This window comes from Streptomyces sp. NPDC005266 (assembly GCF_040607655.1).
Lineage (GTDB): Bacteria > Actinomycetota > Actinomycetes > Streptomycetales > Streptomycetaceae > Streptomyces.
Map to the genome: position 1 here is coordinate 488,433 of NZ_JBEXHC010000005.1, position 13,519 is coordinate 501,951.

General features: G+C 72.6%; 14 protein-coding genes and 1 pseudogene. 8 read left to right on the forward strand and 7 right to left on the reverse strand.

Going from position 1 to position 13,519, the window contains the following annotated elements:
* Positions 1–15 precede the first annotated feature (15 nt).
* Positions 16–753, reverse strand: a complete 738-nt coding sequence (locus ABZU99_RS13420) for a bifunctional DNA primase/polymerase (RefSeq protein WP_355954265.1) — start codon at positions 751–753, stop codon at positions 16–18.
* Between the two features lie 180 nt (positions 754–933).
* On the opposite strand from ABZU99_RS13420, the gene ABZU99_RS13425 reads away from it, so the two are divergent.
* The gene (locus ABZU99_RS13425; protein ID WP_355954262.1) at positions 934–1,851 is read left to right on the forward strand and encodes a glycerophosphodiester phosphodiesterase family protein; all 918 of its coding nucleotides are present in this window, start codon (positions 934–936) and stop codon (positions 1,849–1,851) included.
* On the opposite strand, the gene ABZU99_RS13430 is transcribed toward ABZU99_RS13425, so the two are convergent.
* Positions 1,838–2,455, reverse strand: coding sequence for a TetR/AcrR family transcriptional regulator (locus tag ABZU99_RS13430; protein ID WP_356050209.1), 618 nt, complete (start codon positions 2,453–2,455; stop codon positions 1,838–1,840). The two genes, ABZU99_RS13425 and ABZU99_RS13430, sit on opposite strands and share 14 nt — an antisense overlap.
* Positions 2,456–2,546: 91 nt before the next feature.
* On the opposite strand from ABZU99_RS13430, the gene ABZU99_RS13435 reads away from it, so the two are divergent.
* From ABZU99_RS13435 to ABZU99_RS13445, 3 genes are all read left to right on the forward strand, one after another.
* Positions 2,547–3,554 (forward strand): small ribosomal subunit Rsm22 family protein, encoded by a 1,008-nt coding sequence (locus ABZU99_RS13435; RefSeq protein ID WP_355954256.1) that lies wholly within the window; start codon positions 2,547–2,549, stop codon positions 3,552–3,554.
* 128 nt (positions 3,555–3,682) lie between these two features.
* On the forward strand, positions 3,683–3,934 hold the full coding sequence (locus ABZU99_RS13440; protein WP_355954253.1) for a hypothetical protein: 252 nt from the start codon (positions 3,683–3,685) through the stop codon (positions 3,932–3,934).
* A gap of 117 nt (positions 3,935–4,051) precedes the next feature.
* The gene (locus ABZU99_RS13445; protein WP_355954250.1) at positions 4,052–4,774 is read left to right on the forward strand and encodes a TetR/AcrR family transcriptional regulator; all 723 of its coding nucleotides are present in this window, start codon (positions 4,052–4,054) and stop codon (positions 4,772–4,774) included.
* A 185-nt stretch (positions 4,775–4,959) separates the two neighbouring features.
* Here ABZU99_RS13445 and ABZU99_RS13450 read toward each other — a convergent pair whose 3' ends face one another.
* From ABZU99_RS13450 to ABZU99_RS13460, 3 genes are all read right to left on the reverse strand, one after another.
* Positions 4,960–6,021, reverse strand: coding sequence for a serine hydrolase domain-containing protein (locus tag ABZU99_RS13450; RefSeq protein WP_355954314.1), 1,062 nt, complete (start codon positions 6,019–6,021; stop codon positions 4,960–4,962).
* 17 nt (positions 6,022–6,038) lie between these two features.
* Positions 6,039–7,403 carry a multidrug effflux MFS transporter gene (locus ABZU99_RS13455; protein WP_356050208.1) on the reverse strand — a complete coding sequence of 455 codons (1,365 nt, stop codon included), beginning with the start codon at positions 7,401–7,403 and terminating at the stop codon, positions 6,039–6,041.
* A 118-nt stretch (positions 7,404–7,521) separates the two neighbouring features.
* Positions 7,522–9,144, reverse strand: a complete 1,623-nt coding sequence (locus ABZU99_RS13460) for an alkaline phosphatase D family protein (RefSeq protein ID WP_356050207.1) — start codon at positions 9,142–9,144, stop codon at positions 7,522–7,524.
* Between the two features lie 463 nt (positions 9,145–9,607).
* On the opposite strand from ABZU99_RS13460, the gene ABZU99_RS13465 reads away from it, so the two are divergent.
* From ABZU99_RS13465 to ABZU99_RS13475, 3 genes and pseudogenes are all read left to right on the forward strand, one after another.
* Positions 9,608–10,228 carry a hypothetical protein gene (locus ABZU99_RS13465; protein WP_356050206.1) on the forward strand — a complete coding sequence of 207 codons (621 nt, stop codon included), beginning with the start codon at positions 9,608–9,610 and terminating at the stop codon, positions 10,226–10,228.
* Positions 10,229–10,376: 148 nt separating this feature from the next.
* Positions 10,377–11,252: a glycosyltransferase family 2 protein gene (locus ABZU99_RS13470; protein WP_355954239.1), complete on the forward strand. Its 876-nt coding sequence runs from the start codon at positions 10,377–10,379 to the stop codon at positions 11,250–11,252.
* Positions 11,253–11,343: 91 nt separating this feature from the next.
* Positions 11,344–11,511 (forward strand): annotated as a pseudogene (locus ABZU99_RS13475) (glycosyltransferase family 2 protein); the annotation flags it as partial.
* A 15-nt stretch (positions 11,512–11,526) separates the two neighbouring features.
* On the opposite strand, the gene ABZU99_RS13480 reads toward ABZU99_RS13475, so the two are convergent.
* On the reverse strand, positions 11,527–12,138 hold the full coding sequence (locus tag ABZU99_RS13480; protein WP_355954236.1) for a TetR/AcrR family transcriptional regulator: 612 nt from the start codon (positions 12,136–12,138) through the stop codon (positions 11,527–11,529).
* A 206-nt stretch (positions 12,139–12,344) separates the two neighbouring features.
* On the opposite strand from ABZU99_RS13480, the gene ABZU99_RS13485 reads away from it, so the two are divergent.
* Positions 12,345–13,262 (forward strand): DMT family transporter, encoded by a 918-nt coding sequence (locus ABZU99_RS13485; protein ID WP_356050205.1) that lies wholly within the window; start codon positions 12,345–12,347, stop codon positions 13,260–13,262.
* A gap of 3 nt (positions 13,263–13,265) precedes the next feature.
* Here the strand turns inward: ABZU99_RS13485 and ABZU99_RS13490 are convergent.
* Positions 13,266–13,519 (reverse strand): hypothetical protein (locus ABZU99_RS13490; protein ID WP_356227819.1); only part of this gene is annotated, 254 nt, incomplete at its 5' end.

Below are 13,519 nucleotides of genomic sequence, written 5' to 3' on the forward strand. Positions count from 1 at the left end.
GGTAGGTCCCGGCGCCTACCGCCCTATCGGCCAGGCGGCCGACTCGTGGTCCTGGTTTTCGCCCGCGAACTGGGCGCAGGCGTCGGTCAGCGTCTCCAGCAGCGTCAGCGGATCCGGCAGTGGCCGCTCGGGGCCCAGCAGCCAGCCCACATGGCCGTCGCCCGGCAGCCGGGCCGGCGGTACGAGCACATAGCTGCCCCGGCAGTGCCAGCGCAGCCCCGGGTGCTCGTCCATCGTCTCGGGGTGGCAGTCCAGCTCGCACGGCCACCACTCGTCCTCGTCCTCGGGGGTGCCTCGGGTGGCGGTGAAGAACAGCATCCGGCCCTGCTGGAGGTCGGCGCTGCTGGTGGCGACGGGCCCCACCTCGACGCCGGCCGCGCCCAGCCGCTCCAGGGCTTGCCGCCCGGCGTCCGCGGGCACGTCGAGCACGTCGTGGACGAGGCCGGTGGCGGTGATGAAGTTGGCCTGCGGATCGGCGCGCAGCCACTGCGCGACCTTGTCCGGGTCGGTGCTCGCCTGGGTCTGCCAGGCGAACGAGACGGGGTGCCGGGCCGGGGTGGGACAGCCGATGCGGTCACAGGAACAGCCGTAGCCGGACGGATGGGCGGCCGGCGCGAGCGGGAATCCCGCGGCCGCGGCGGCCATCAGCAGGTCCTCGCGGACGCCCCCGGCGCCCGCTCCCGTGCCGGTATCGCCGCCCGAACCGCTCCTCGGCCGACGCAGCCACTGGGAGAACCTGCCTTTGCGTTCCATCTACCGCCTCGCTTCACCGCCGGCACCGGCGGTACGGCCGGTACGCGATCAATGCTGCCACCATCCTGCTCCCGAAGTGGCCGGTGTCCGCATCCGGGGTACGGGAGAGCCGCTGGAGAACTCCTCGAGCGGGTGCCTATATCAGGGCATAACGCAAGTCTCACCCCTAGCGTTCCTTTTATGATCACCAGGTACCTCCTGACCGGAGTCGCGGTTCTCACTCTTTCCATACCGGCGGCCCTCGCGGCCCACCCCACCGCGCGGCCGCACCAGCGGCGCCTCGCCCCCCTGACCGCCGAACAGTACGCGCGGCCCGCGGCCCCGGCGGTCACGGACCTGGCCGCCCCCGGCCCGGTGATCACCTACGTGGCACACCGCGGCGGCGCCCTTGAGGTACCCGAGAACAGCCTGTCCGGGCTGACAGCCGCCTTCAGCCGCCATGACGCCCAGGTCCTCGACTTCGACACCCGGATACTCCGCGACGGCACGCTCGTGGTGATGCACGACGCGACGCTCGACCGCACGACGGACCACACCGGGCCCGTACGGAATCTGACCGCCGCCCAGTGGCGGGCCGTACGCCTGCGCCCCGACCCCGCCCTGCCCGGCACCTGGCGGCCCGAGCGGCCCCCGACCGTCGCCGAGGTGCTGGACCGCTTCGGCGGCCGCGCCACGCTGATGGCCGAGGCGAAGGACTCCGAGAGCCTGCCCCGGCTGGGCCGGATGATCCGCGACCGCGGACTGACCCGCTCCGTCTACGTCAACACCAACAGCCCCGAGGTCGCCCGCGAGGCCCACGGAATGGGGCTGCTGGCGCAGCTGTGGCGGTCCGCCCGGCAGATGCGCACCGACCGGCCGCGCGAGTGGCGCGGCGTCATCGATCTGCTGGACGTCGACTACCGGGCGCGGGACGCGGACGTACGGCGGGCCGTCGGCTCCGGCGTCCGGCGGGTGTGGACGCACACCGTGGACACCCCGGCACAGCGCGACCGGATGCTGCGGCTGGGATGCGACGGCATCATCACGGACGCGCCGGGACGGCTGGTCGCGACTCCGCCGGTACGGGCATCCGCCGGGCGGCCGCTCAGCGCGGAGTGATCCCGCGCAGCGTCAGCTCGACCACGGCGTCCGCGTACTCATGGGTGAGCGGCAGCGTGCGCATCAGCCAGCGGTGGGCGATCGGGCCGACGAGCAGCTCCAGGGCGATCCGCGGGTCGGTCCCGGGCACGACCTGACCGGCGTCCTGCGCGGCCCGCAGCCGCTTCACGTACAGCTGCAGCTGCGGCTCCAGGATCCGGCTGACGAACTCCGCGCTCACCTCCGCGTTGATCAGGCCTTCGGCGGCCAGCGCCCGGGAGGGGATGGCGAATTCGGGCGAGTTGAGCTCGTCGACCGTCGCCCGCAGCACCGTCTTCAGGTCCGCCTCCAGATCGCCGGTGTCGGGGATCTCGTACGGCTCCTCCCCGCCCGCCTCCCGCGCGGCCCGCTCGCCCAGCGCGACGAAGGCGTCGAGCAGCACGGCGGCCTTGGAGGGCCACCAGCGGTAGATCGTCTGTTTGCCGACCCCGGCCCGGGCGGCCATGGCCTCGATGGTGAGTTTGGGATAGCCCACCTCGCCGATGAGTTCGAGGGCGGCGTCGAGGATCGCGCGGTGCGAGCGTTCACTGCGGCGGGTGGCGTCGGGGGCTGTCTTTTCGGCCATGGCTGCCAATGTAGCGAAGCGGATCAGTAGTGCGATGCGATACGTATCGTCTCGTGTTTGGGGGGCCTTCCCGGCCGGTAGAATCGCCCGAATGCACGCCCCCGAAGCCGCCCCCACCGAGGAGACGCTGCGCACCGCGCTCGCCGGACTGCTCGACGGCCTGCCACCCCGCCAGGCGGCCCAGGCGGTCGACCGGCTGATCATCAACTACCGGGGGCGCACCCCGACCGACGCGCCCGTGCTGCGCGACCGCTCCGATGTCGCCGCATACGCCGCCTACCGGATGCCCGCCACGTTCGAGGCCGTGCGCGCCGCGCTCACCGCCTTCCGCGAGCAGGCGCCCGACTGGACCCCGGCCACGCATGTCGACATCGGCGGCGGCACGGGCGCGGCCGGCTGGGCGGTCGCCGCCGCATGGCCCCAGGGCGCGCACACCACGACCGTCCTCGACTGGGCCGAGCCCGCCCTCGCCCTCGGCCGCGAGCTGGCCCGGCACGCGGCCTCCGGCGCGCTGCGCGGCGCACGCTGGCAGCGGCAGGCCATCGGCGACGGCCTCGCGCTGCCGGACGCGACCGACCTGGTCACCGTCTCGTATGTGCTCGGCGAGCTGACCGACGCCGACCGCCACGCCGTCGTAGCCGAGGCGGCGCGCGCGGCCCAGGCCGTCGTCCTGATCGAACCGGGCACCCCCGACGGTTATCTGCGGATCCGCGCGGCCCGCGAGCGACTGGTGGCGGCGGGCCTGCGGGTGCTCGCCCCCTGCCCGCACAGCGCCGCCTGCCCGATCGAACCCGGCTCCGACTGGTGCCACTTCGCCTCCCGGGTCAGCCGCTCGTCCCTGCACCGCCAGGTCAAGGGCGGCTCGCTGCCGTACGAGGACGAGAAGTTCGCCTATGTCGCGGCCGTCCGCTTCGACGCCGTCCCCGCACCAGCCCGGGTGGTCCGCCGCCCGCAGCTCCGCAAGGGTCAGGTCCTGCTGGACCTGTGCACCCCGGACGAGGCCCTGACCCGCCGCACGGTCACCAAGCGCCAGGGCCCCCTCTACCGCGCGGCCCGCGACACCACGTGGGGCGACGGCTGGCCCCCGCAAGAGCCGTAACGCCTCCGGCGGCGCCGGCCGGTCCGCCGAAGGCGTGGCCTCATGCGCCCTTCGGGGTGAACCGAGGACAAGGTCCCCGCCGGGTTGACGATGTTCAGGTGGTGTGGGCCGCACAAGGTGGCCCCGTCATGACAGGAGACCTGATGCGCATCCGGACCGCACTCGCCGCGCTCGCCCTGGCTGCCGCGGGCCTCGTCGGCGCCGCCGGCACCGCCACCGCCGACGACAATCGCTTCGACCTCGGCGACAGCACCGGGAACCATGTCCACGTGTCCAACTCCTGGTCATCAGGGTGGGGCGACACCTCCATGAGCGGCGGAGAGTTCACGATCGAGAGCGAGACCGTCGAATACACGATCGAGAGCGAGAGCGGCGAATAGTCGACATCCCGCAACGGAACTCGTTAGCGAACGGCAGGGCCCGGACGGCCATCCGTCCGGGCCCTGCCGTTCGCCGACGCTCTCCCCCGGCGCGAACACGTTCGTTACGCTCCTCCCGTGACCGCGCACCCCGCCCCCACCCCGCCGAGCCGTCGTGAGCGTCCCGCCAAGCCCGCTCTTACCCGGGCCGGGATCGTGGCGACCGCCGTCGAGCTGATGCGGACCGAGGGGCTGCAGCGCGTCACCATGCGCCGCCTCGCACAGGCCCTCGACACCGGACCGGCCTCGCTGTACGTCTACGTCCGCAACACCGCCGAGCTGCACGCGGAGATCCTCGACGAGCTGCTCGGCACGGTCGATCTCGGCCCGGCGAAGGCCGACGGAGACTGGCGGGAGCGGCTGGCCGAACTCCTCACCTCGTACACCCGGGTGCTCTTCGACCACCCCGGCCTCGCCCAGTCGGCGCTGGTGACCCGCCCGTCCGGGGAGCACTATCTGAACCTCGTGGAGGCGGTGCTGTCGCTGCTGAGCGAGGGCGGCTTGGAGCCCGGGCGGGCGGCCTGGTCACTCGACCTGCTGCTGCAGCTCGCCACCGCGACCGCGGCCGAGCACGCCACCCAGGACCCGACCGCCGGCCCCGCGGCCGATGCGAAGGACTGGAACGCCCTCACCACGGCCCTGCGCGGCGCCTCCGACCGGACCCACCCCCATATCGCCGCCCTCGGCACCGAGCTGCTCTCCGGGCCGCCCGAGGCCCGCCTCGTCTGGGGCTTCCACGTCCTGCTCAACGGCGCGCCGCACACGCCCCGGCCGGACGCCCCCGCGCCGCACACCGCCTAAGCGGATGCGGTGAAGTTCGCCGCTGATCCCTCGCCGTTCGGCCTGGCCGAGGGCTTGGACGCCGAGAAGGATCAGCACGTGACTTCGCCGTAACCGCTTAGCCCCAATGCTGGTGACTTATAGGGCTTGCGAGGCGCTGACCTGAAGCGATGCTCCCGATCGGCATGCCTTGGAAGCCTGTGAAGTCACCGGCATCGCGCCTGGCCCAGCGCCGCCGCCAGGGCCGTTCCGGCCGTCGCGCGGGGGGTGTTGTCGGCGAGGCGGCGGCGGGGGTGGACCGTGTTGGCGAGCAGCACCAGATACGCGTCCCGCGCCCGGTCCACGACCAGGCTCGTGCCGGTGAACCCGGTGTGGCCCGCCGCGCCGCGGCCCGCCAAGTCGCCCATGTACCAGGGCTGATCGACCTCGAAGCCCAGCCCTGGCGCGGTCAGCAGCAGCTCGACGGACGCGGGCGAGACGACGCCCCCGCCATCGCGCAGCAGCGCCCGGCACAGTGCCGCCAGATCACCCGCCGTCGAGAAGAGCCCCGCGTGCCCGGCGACGCCGCCCAGCGCCCAGGCGTTCTCGTCGTGCACCACGCCCCGCAGCATGCCCCGGTCGAGCTTGCCCCAGGGGCGCCGCTGGTCCTCGGTGGCCGCGATGCGCGGCAGCCAGGAGGAGGGCGGGCAGAAGCGGGTGTCGGCCATCCCGAGCGGGCCGGTGATCGTGTCGTGGACGAGGCGGTCGAGGGGACGGCCGCAGGCGCGCTCCAGTACGCGCTGCAGCAGCAGGAAGTTGAGATCGGAGTAGCGGCGGGCCGCCCCGGGCTGAGTGGTCGGCGGCTCGGCGGACAGCCGGGCCAGCCGCTGTTCCTCGTCGGCGTACTCGTACAGCGGCAGCTCCGGCAGCAGCCCCGAGGTGTGGGTGAGGAGCTGCCGCACCGTGATGCCGTGCTCGGCGGCGGCCGTGAACCCGGGCGCGTACGAGGCGACCCGGCCGTCCAGCGCGATGTCCCCGCGCTCGACCGCCCGCACCGCCAGGATCGTCGTGAACAGCTTGGTCAGCGAGGCGAGGTCGAAGACGGTGTCGCTCCGCGCGGGCACCCACTGCCCGCGCGGCAGCTCCACGCCCCGGTCGGCGCTCTCGTCGTACGACCCGTACCGCACCGCCCATCCGAAGGCGTCCTTGAGGAGTGGCCCCGACCCCGTGCCGGCGGCCACGGCCACCCCGGAGCACCAGGGGCGCTCCCCCTCGGGGAGCGCCCGCACGGTCTCCCGCAGCCGGGTCAGTCCGCGGTCGCGGTGTCGCTCTGCTCCGTACGTCGCTGCCACGGACGGCAGAGTGCCATGAAGCAGGTCATGGCCGCGAGCGCGCACACCAGCTGGACGACGGCCATCGGCACCGCCGTGGTCTCCCCCGCGATCCCGACCAGCGGCGAGGCCACCGCGCCGAGCAGGAAGGTGGAGGTGCCGAGCAGCGCGGAGGCGGATCCGGCGGCGTGCCGGGTGCGCATCAGTGCCTGGGCGTTGGTGTTCGGCATGGTCAGGCCCATCGCGGACATCAGCACGAACAGACACGCCGCCACCGGCACCAGGCCCGCCCTGCCGAAGACCCCGGAGGAGAGCGCGAGCAGCGTGCCCGCCGCCAGCGTGATGATCGTCAGCCCCGTGGCCAGCACCTTGTCCATGGCGACGCGGCCGACGAGCACCCTGCCGTTGAGCTGACCGGCGAGGACCAGGCCGATCGAGTTGAGCCCGAAGAGCAGGCTGAACGTCTGCGGCGAGGCGCCGTAGATCTCCTGGATGACGAAGGACGATCCGGATACGTACGCGAAGAGCGCGGCGAAGGCGAAGCCGCCCGCGAGCATGTAGCCGGTGAAGACGCGATCCGCGAGCAGTCCGCGCATGGTGCGCAGCGTCTGGCCGAGCCCGCCGTCATGGCGCCGCTCGGGCGGCAGGGTCTCGGCGAGCCAGTGCCGGACGACCAGGGTGAGCAGCGTGCCGACCACGGTGAGCACGATGAAGACACCGCGCCAGTCGGTGAAGCGCAGCACCTGGCCGCCGATGAGCGGGGCGACGATGGGCGCGACCCCGGCTATCAGCATCAGGGTGGAGAAGAAGCGGGCCATCGCGATGCCGTCGTACAGATCGCGGACGACGGCCCGCGCGATCACGATGCCGGCCGACCCGGCGAGCCCCTGGAGCAGCCGGAAGCCGATGAGCAGCCCGGCGGTGGGGGCGAGGGCACAGATGGCGGTGGCGACGACGTAGATCACCATGCCGACGAGCAGCGGCCGGCGCCGTCCCCACTTGTCGCTCATCGGGCCGACGACGAGCTGCCCGAGCGCCATGCCCGCCAGGCAGGCGGTCAGGGTGAGCTGGGCGGTGGCGGCCGAGCTGTGCAGGGCGTCGGTGACCTCCGGCAGGGCCGGGAGGTACATGTCCATCGAGAGGGCGGGGAGTGCGGTGAGCCCGCCGAGGACGAGGGTGACCAGAAGGCTCGTACGGCGCTGCGCGGTGAGCCGGGGAGCTGCGGCAGCGGAGGTGGGGGAGGCGGCGGAGGGGGATGCGGGGGGCTCGGTCGTGGGGTGGTCGGTTTCGGGTATGTGCACCCCGTCGGGAGCGGCGGCCGGCTGGCCGGGCTGCTGCATGCTTACCTTCCATGAGTCGCTGAATCGTTCTCCATGTTCTCAGCGACCTGGGAGGCGGGAAACCGATTTGAGCCGGGCCGGGGGCGCGGAGCCCCCGGACCCGGCCCGGCCGGATCTGTCAGGCCGGGTGCAGACCGGGGTTGCCGGCCTCACTCACGAACGACGCCGCCGTGGTCAGCGGTGCGCCCGGGGTCGTGACCGCGGGGACCGTCTTGTAGTCGGCCCGCGCCTGGTTCTCGTCCAGCGTGACCGTCACATAGCCGCGCCGGCCGTTGTAGAACTTCAGGTGCGGGTTGGCGGCCATATAGGTCGACCAGTTGGCCGGCTTGTCGGCCCCGTCCTTCCCGCTGGAGATGGACGTCCCGACGAACTCCACACCCAGCGTCCGGGAGTCCGGCTCGTCGAAGTCCTTCTTGATGTCGAAGGCGTAGTGGACATGGACGTCGCCGGTCAGCACCACGAAGTTCTCGACGCCCGCCTGCTCGACGCCCGCCAGGATCCGCTCGCGGGAGGCCGGATAGCCGTCCCAGGAGTCCATGGAGAGCTTGGAGCGCGCGGCGGTGGTGTTCTTCCGCTGGGAGAAGGTGACCTGCTGGGGGAGGACGTTCCAGGTCGCCGTCGAGCGCCGGAAGCCGTCGAGCAGCCACCGCTCCTGCGCGGCACCGGTGAGCGTGCGGGACGGGTCCTCCGACTCGGGGCCGGGGTACTGCCACCCGTCCCCGTACGCCTGGTCGGAGCGGTACTGGCGGGTGTCGAGGATGTCGAACTGGGCGAGGCGGCCGTAGTGGAAGCGCCGGTAGAGCCGCATATCGGGGCCGTCGGGGCGCTGCGGCATGCGCAGCGGCATGTTCTCCCAGTACGCCCGGTACGCGGCGGCCCGGCGGATCAGGAACTCCTGCGGCGGGTCCCCGTTCTCGTCGATGTCGCCCGCGTAGTTGTTCTCGGTCTCGTGGTCGTCCCAGGTGACGTACCAGGGGAAGGCGGCGTGGGCGGCCTGCAGATCCTCGTCGGACTTGTAGAGCGCGTAGCGCAGCCGGTAGTCGTCGAGGGTCATGGTCTCGGTGTTGAAGCGCGCGGGCAGGGCGCGGTCGGTGTAGTTGCGGGCGCCGCCCGCCGAGTTCACCGCGTACTCGTACTGGTAGTCGCCGACGTGGAAGACGGCGTCCAGGTCCTCGTCGGCCAGGTGGCGGAAGGCCGTGTAGTAGCCGTCGTGGTACGCCTGGCAGGACGCCAGACCGAAGCGGACGTCGCGCACCCGGGCGCCGGGGTAGGGGGTGCTGCGGGTGCGGCCGACCGGGCTGGTCCACTTGCCGGCCCGGAAGCGGTACCAGTAGACGCGGTCGGGGGCGAGCCCCTTGGCGTCGACGTGCACGGTGTAGTTGAACTCGGCGTGCGCGGACGCGGTCCCGCGGCGGGCGACGCGCTTGAAGCGCTCGTCCCGGGCGATCTCCCACTCCACCCGCACGGTGCCCTTCTCGGGCAGCCCGTTGCCCGGCTCGTACGGGCGGGGTGCGAGTCTGGTCCACAGCACCACGGCGTCCGGCAGCGGATCACCGGAGGCCACGCCGAGGGTGAAGGGGTCGTCGGTGAGCGCGTGCGAAGCCACCTGCGCGGCCTGGGCGCTGGGCAGGTTGGTGGTGAAAGCGAGTGCGGCGGCCGCTCCGGTGACGGTGAGGAAGCGGCGGCGTCCCAGACGTGCCGCCGCGGCTCGTATCGCCTGGTGGTGCGAGTCGTGTGCCATGTGCTCTCCCCTGGCTCGTGGCGTCAGAGGAATTGGAGTGTCAGGGAGAGACCACACGCTTGCCTATGCACAACACACAGATGACCGCTGGGTGAGGACCGTTTCCGGATAGCGCGTTTACCGCAATCCACCCTGTGCGGAGGGCAATCTGACGTCGCGTCGCGGGCGGTAGGGGCGCGGTCGCCGCCGTACGGATCATCAACAAGGGCTCGGTTCCGGCGCACGCACGGGCGATGGGTCGTCACCCGACCTAGATAACCGCCAAACTTGTGAAGATAGTGTGACGAAGCGGGTAATTCACCCCATTAGGTCAGCCGTCTCCGCCGCGGTTCACGATCGCTGTTCGGTCGCGATCGCGTTCGAACCCGGGGTGTTCGCCATCGGTCCCGTATGGCATCGTCATCCCTCACCGCGCCTCACCCTTCACGACCGCCACACGTCTCACCACCGAAGAGAGACCGCCGTGCGTTCTCTGCCGCTCACCCTGGCCGCCCGACTGCTGCCGGTCGCCGTCATCGTCGCCGTGGGCATGGCCATGCCGGCGACGGGTGGCTCGGACGCACCCGCCGAGCCGGCGGGCGCGTCGCCACCCCCCTCCACCGCCGCCACCGCCGCCGCGCCGTCCAGCGCCCCGCCGCGCTACCCCAAGCCGCCGTCGGACGCCTGCGCGGCCCTCCCGGCGAGCACGGTCAAGGAGCTGGTGCCGGGGGCGAAAACGGCCGGAAACGAGCTGAGGAGCAGCGATCTCTCCCGCCGCAGCGGATGCTCCTGGCATGCCCTGGACGGCTTCGACTACCGCTGGCTGGACATCAGCTACGACGTGACGAGCGGGGCGGCGGGGCGGGTCGACAAAGGCAGCGCCATATCGGGCCTCGGCGACAAGGCGTCCCTCAGCGAGGAGCTCACCACCGACGACGATCAGCAGATACGCGAGGCCGTGGTGACCGTCCACCAGGACAACGCGAGGATCACGGTGACGTACAACGGGGGCGACTTCAGCAGCAACAAGGCCGCGTCCGCGGAAACGATCCGCAAGGGCGCGCTCACCGCCGCCGAGAAGGCCCTCGCCGCACTCGACGGCTGAGCACGAGCCGAGCACGACCGCCGGCCTCACCGCCACGGCGGATTACTCAGTCGTTGATGAACAAGAGACGTACGGAAGTGGCTCCCCGAGTGAACGGCTACGATCGCGGGCATTCGCCATCGAGCTCTGGAGTCCCGCCGTGCCCGCCATGCCCGAACCACGCCTGGGTGTCGCCATCCTGACCATGGGCAACCGGCCCCGAGAGGTGGCGGCACTCTTGGAGTCGGTGGCCAAGCAGGACGTACCGCCCACCCGCATCGTGGTCGTCGGCAACGGCTCCCCGCTCCCCGACTTCCCCGACCATGTGACCACGGTCGAGCTGGAGGAGAACCTCGGCGTCTCGGGCGGCCGTAACGTCGCCTGGCGACGGCTGCGCGAGTTCGGCGACGTGGACGTCGTCATCGACCTCGACGACGACGGACTGCTCATCGACGCCGATGTCTTCCGTACGGTGCGCGATCTGTACGCGGACGATCCGCGCCTGGGCATCGTGAGCTTCCGTATCGCCGACGAGACCGGCGAGACCCAGCGCCGCCACGTCCCCCGGCTGCGCGCCTCCGACCCGATGCGCGGCGGCGAGGTGACCACCTTCCTCGGCGGCGGGCACGCCCTGTCCATGCCGATGCTGGAGCAGATCGGCGGCTGGCCGGACGAATTCTTCTTCACCCACGAGGAAACCGACCTCGCCTGGCGGGCGCTCGACGCGGGCTGGAAGGTGCTGTACGCCCCCGAGCTGCTGCTCCAGCACCCCAAGACGTCCCCCGCCCGGCACGCGGTCTACTACCGGATGACCGCCCGCAACCGGGTCTGGCTCGCCCGCCGCCATCTGCCGCTGCCCCTGATCCCCCTCTACCTGGGCACCTGGACCCTGCTCACCCTCGCCCGCACCCGCGCCCTGGCCGGACTGCGAGCCTGGGCGGGCGGCTTCCTGGAGGGCCTGCGCACCCCCTGCGGGCAACGCCGACCGATGCGCTGGCGCACGGTGTGGCGCATGACCCGACTCGGCCGCCCCCCGGTGATCTAAGACTCGGGCCACCCTTAAGGGGCCAGACCCAGAGCCGGATAAGGGGCCAGACAGGGCCGGAAAGACGGACGACTCCCAGGAAGCGACTCCGGGCACCTGGACCCTGCTCACCCTCGCCCGCACCCGCGCCCTGGCCGGACTGCGAGCCTGGGCGGGCGGCTTCCTGGAGGGCCTGCGCACCCCCTGCGGGCAACGCCGACCGATGCGCTGGCGCACGGTATGGCGCATGACCCGACTCGGCCGCCCCCCGGTGATCTAAGCCTCGGGCCCGCCCTTAAGGGGCCAGACCCAGAGCCGGAAAGACGGACGACTCCAGGAAGCGCTGAAGATACGCGCGGTCGGCGAGCCGACCCTCCAGCAGCGGGCGGACCCGCATCGCGCCGATCAGCTGGGTGGGGACGAACTCGATCGCCGGGTTGTCCTCGGCGACCTCGCCCCGCTCCACGCCCCTGCGGACCATCGCGCGGATCTCCTTCACCTCGTGCTCGATCAGCGCGGCGCGCAGCGCCTGGAGCAGATCGGGGTTCTGCAGGGCGGCATGGCCGACGGCGTAGACGAGGGCGGTGTCACCACCGCACCTGTCCCCCGCCGCCTCCGCCACGGCGCGCAGATCGCCCGCGAGGGAGCCGGTGTCGATGCCCTCCAGGGCGAGGCGGCGGTCGCAGTAGCGCAGCGCGGAGACGACGAGCTGCGGCTTGGTCTGCCACTGCCGGTAGAGCGTGGACCGGCTGGAGCGGGTGCGGGCGGCGACCGCCTCGATGGTGAGGGCCTCGTAACCGCCCTCCCGGAGCAGATCGAGAACCGCCTGGTAGAACTCCTGCTCCCGCTCGGGCGTGATCTTGGATCGACGCTGCGGTGTGGCGGTGGCCATGGCCTCCGACGGCATCAGCTCTCCTCCTTCGGTCCACCGGACTCCCCCACTCCCCCTGCTCCCCACCGCGCAGTCTACCGACACACCTACGTACCGATACATCCTCGCACCGATACGCTGCTGTACCGATACACTCGAGCACCGGTACACTGCCGTATCGGTACACTCGCGTATCGATAGCGACAGCAGCCCACGGGCAGGCGAAAGCGGAGGCAAGGCCCATGAATCCCACCGCCATGGCCGTCGTCCTCGCCCTCGCCTCGGCCGTCGCCTACGCGACCGCGGCCGTGACCCAGGAGCGGCTGGCCGCCGGCGGCCGTCAGGGCGGCCTCCCCCGACTGCTGCTGCGCGGCGCCTGGTGGGGAGCGGTCGGCCTCAATTGCGCCGGCGCCCTGCTGCACGTCGCCGCGCTCAACTACGGCCCGCTCACCCTGGTGCAGCCCCTCGGCGCCCTCACCCTTGTCGCGGCCGTCCCGCTGGGCGCGCGACTCGCGGGCCGGCGCGTGCTGAGGATCGAGTGGCGGGGCGTCGTCCTCGCCCTACTGGGCCTTGGCGCGCTGCTCCCGGTCACCGCCGGGGCCGTCCCGCACAACACCCTCAGCCTCCCCGAGGCACTCTCGGTCGCAGCCGTCGCACTGGCCCTGATCGCCCTGCTCATCCGGCAGGGCCACGGCGCTCGCGGCCACGGGATACGGCATGCCGCCGCCTCCGGCGTCACCTCCGGCATGGCGTCGGCCCTCACCCAGACCCTCACGGTCGCCCTCGCCGCACCCCGCACCGCGGCAGCCATCGCCTCCTGGCGGGTCCCGGTCGTCGCCTTCCTGATAGCGGCGTTCGCGGTCACGGGCCTGCTGCTCTCCCAGAGCGCCTACGCCAGCGGCCTCGGCGCCCCCTTGGCCACCTTGACCCTCGCCAATCCGGTCGCGGCGGCCGTCATCGGCCTCACCTTCCTCGGCGAACGTCTCCACGGCGGCCCGGCCGGCACCACTCTGGCCCTGGCGGGCGCCGCCGCGGCGGCCCGCGGCGTCGTCCTGCTGTCCCGGGCCGCCCACCGCTCCGAACCCCAGGCGCCGGTCGACTCCCCGCCGCCCCAGCTCACCACCACCCCGGTCGCGGCCGGTTCGCTGCGGCCCCTATGAGACCTATCCGCGCGAGGGCGCGGCGGCACGGCGCGGCGACTCGGGGCCGCCGGGCAGCGCGGGCAGCGCGGGCAGCGCGGGCAGCGCGGGCAGCGCGGGCAGCGCGGGCAGCGCGGGCAGCGCGGGCAGCGCGGGCAGCGGGCAGCGGGCAGCGCGGGCAGCGCGGGCAGCGCGGGCAGCGGGCAGCGCGGGCAGCGGGCAGCGCGGGCAGCGGGCAGCGCGGGCAGCGGGCAGCGCGGGCAGCGGGCAGCGCGGGC

Excerpts from the sequence above, each read along its gene's own strand:
- ABZU99_RS13430 (WP_356050209.1), bottom strand. The coding sequence starts at position 2,455 with ATGGCCGAAAAGACAGCCCCCGACGCCACCCGCCGCAGTGAACGCTCG.
- ABZU99_RS13435 (WP_355954256.1), top strand. The coding sequence starts at position 2,547 with ATGCACGCCCCCGAAGCCGCCCCCACCGAGGAGACGCTGCGCACCGCG.
- ABZU99_RS13485 (WP_356050205.1), top strand. The coding sequence starts at position 12,345 with ATGAATCCCACCGCCATGGCCGTCGTCCTCGCCCTCGCCTCGGCCGTC.
- ABZU99_RS13425 (WP_355954262.1), top strand. The coding sequence starts at position 934 with ATGATCACCAGGTACCTCCTGACCGGAGTCGCGGTTCTCACTCTTTCC.
- ABZU99_RS13420 (WP_355954265.1), bottom strand. The coding sequence starts at position 753 with ATGGAACGCAAAGGCAGGTTCTCCCAGTGGCTGCGTCGGCCGAGGAGC.
- ABZU99_RS13460 (WP_356050207.1), bottom strand. The coding sequence starts at position 9,144 with ATGGCACACGACTCGCACCACCAGGCGATACGAGCCGCGGCGGCACGT.
- ABZU99_RS13470 (WP_355954239.1), top strand. The coding sequence starts at position 10,377 with ATGCCCGAACCACGCCTGGGTGTCGCCATCCTGACCATGGGCAACCGG.
- ABZU99_RS13455 (WP_356050208.1), bottom strand. The coding sequence starts at position 7,403 with ATGCAGCAGCCCGGCCAGCCGGCCGCCGCTCCCGACGGGGTGCACATA.
- ABZU99_RS13480 (WP_355954236.1), bottom strand. The coding sequence starts at position 12,138 with ATGCCGTCGGAGGCCATGGCCACCGCCACACCGCAGCGTCGATCCAAG.
- ABZU99_RS13440 (WP_355954253.1), top strand. The coding sequence starts at position 3,683 with ATGACAGGAGACCTGATGCGCATCCGGACCGCACTCGCCGCGCTCGCC.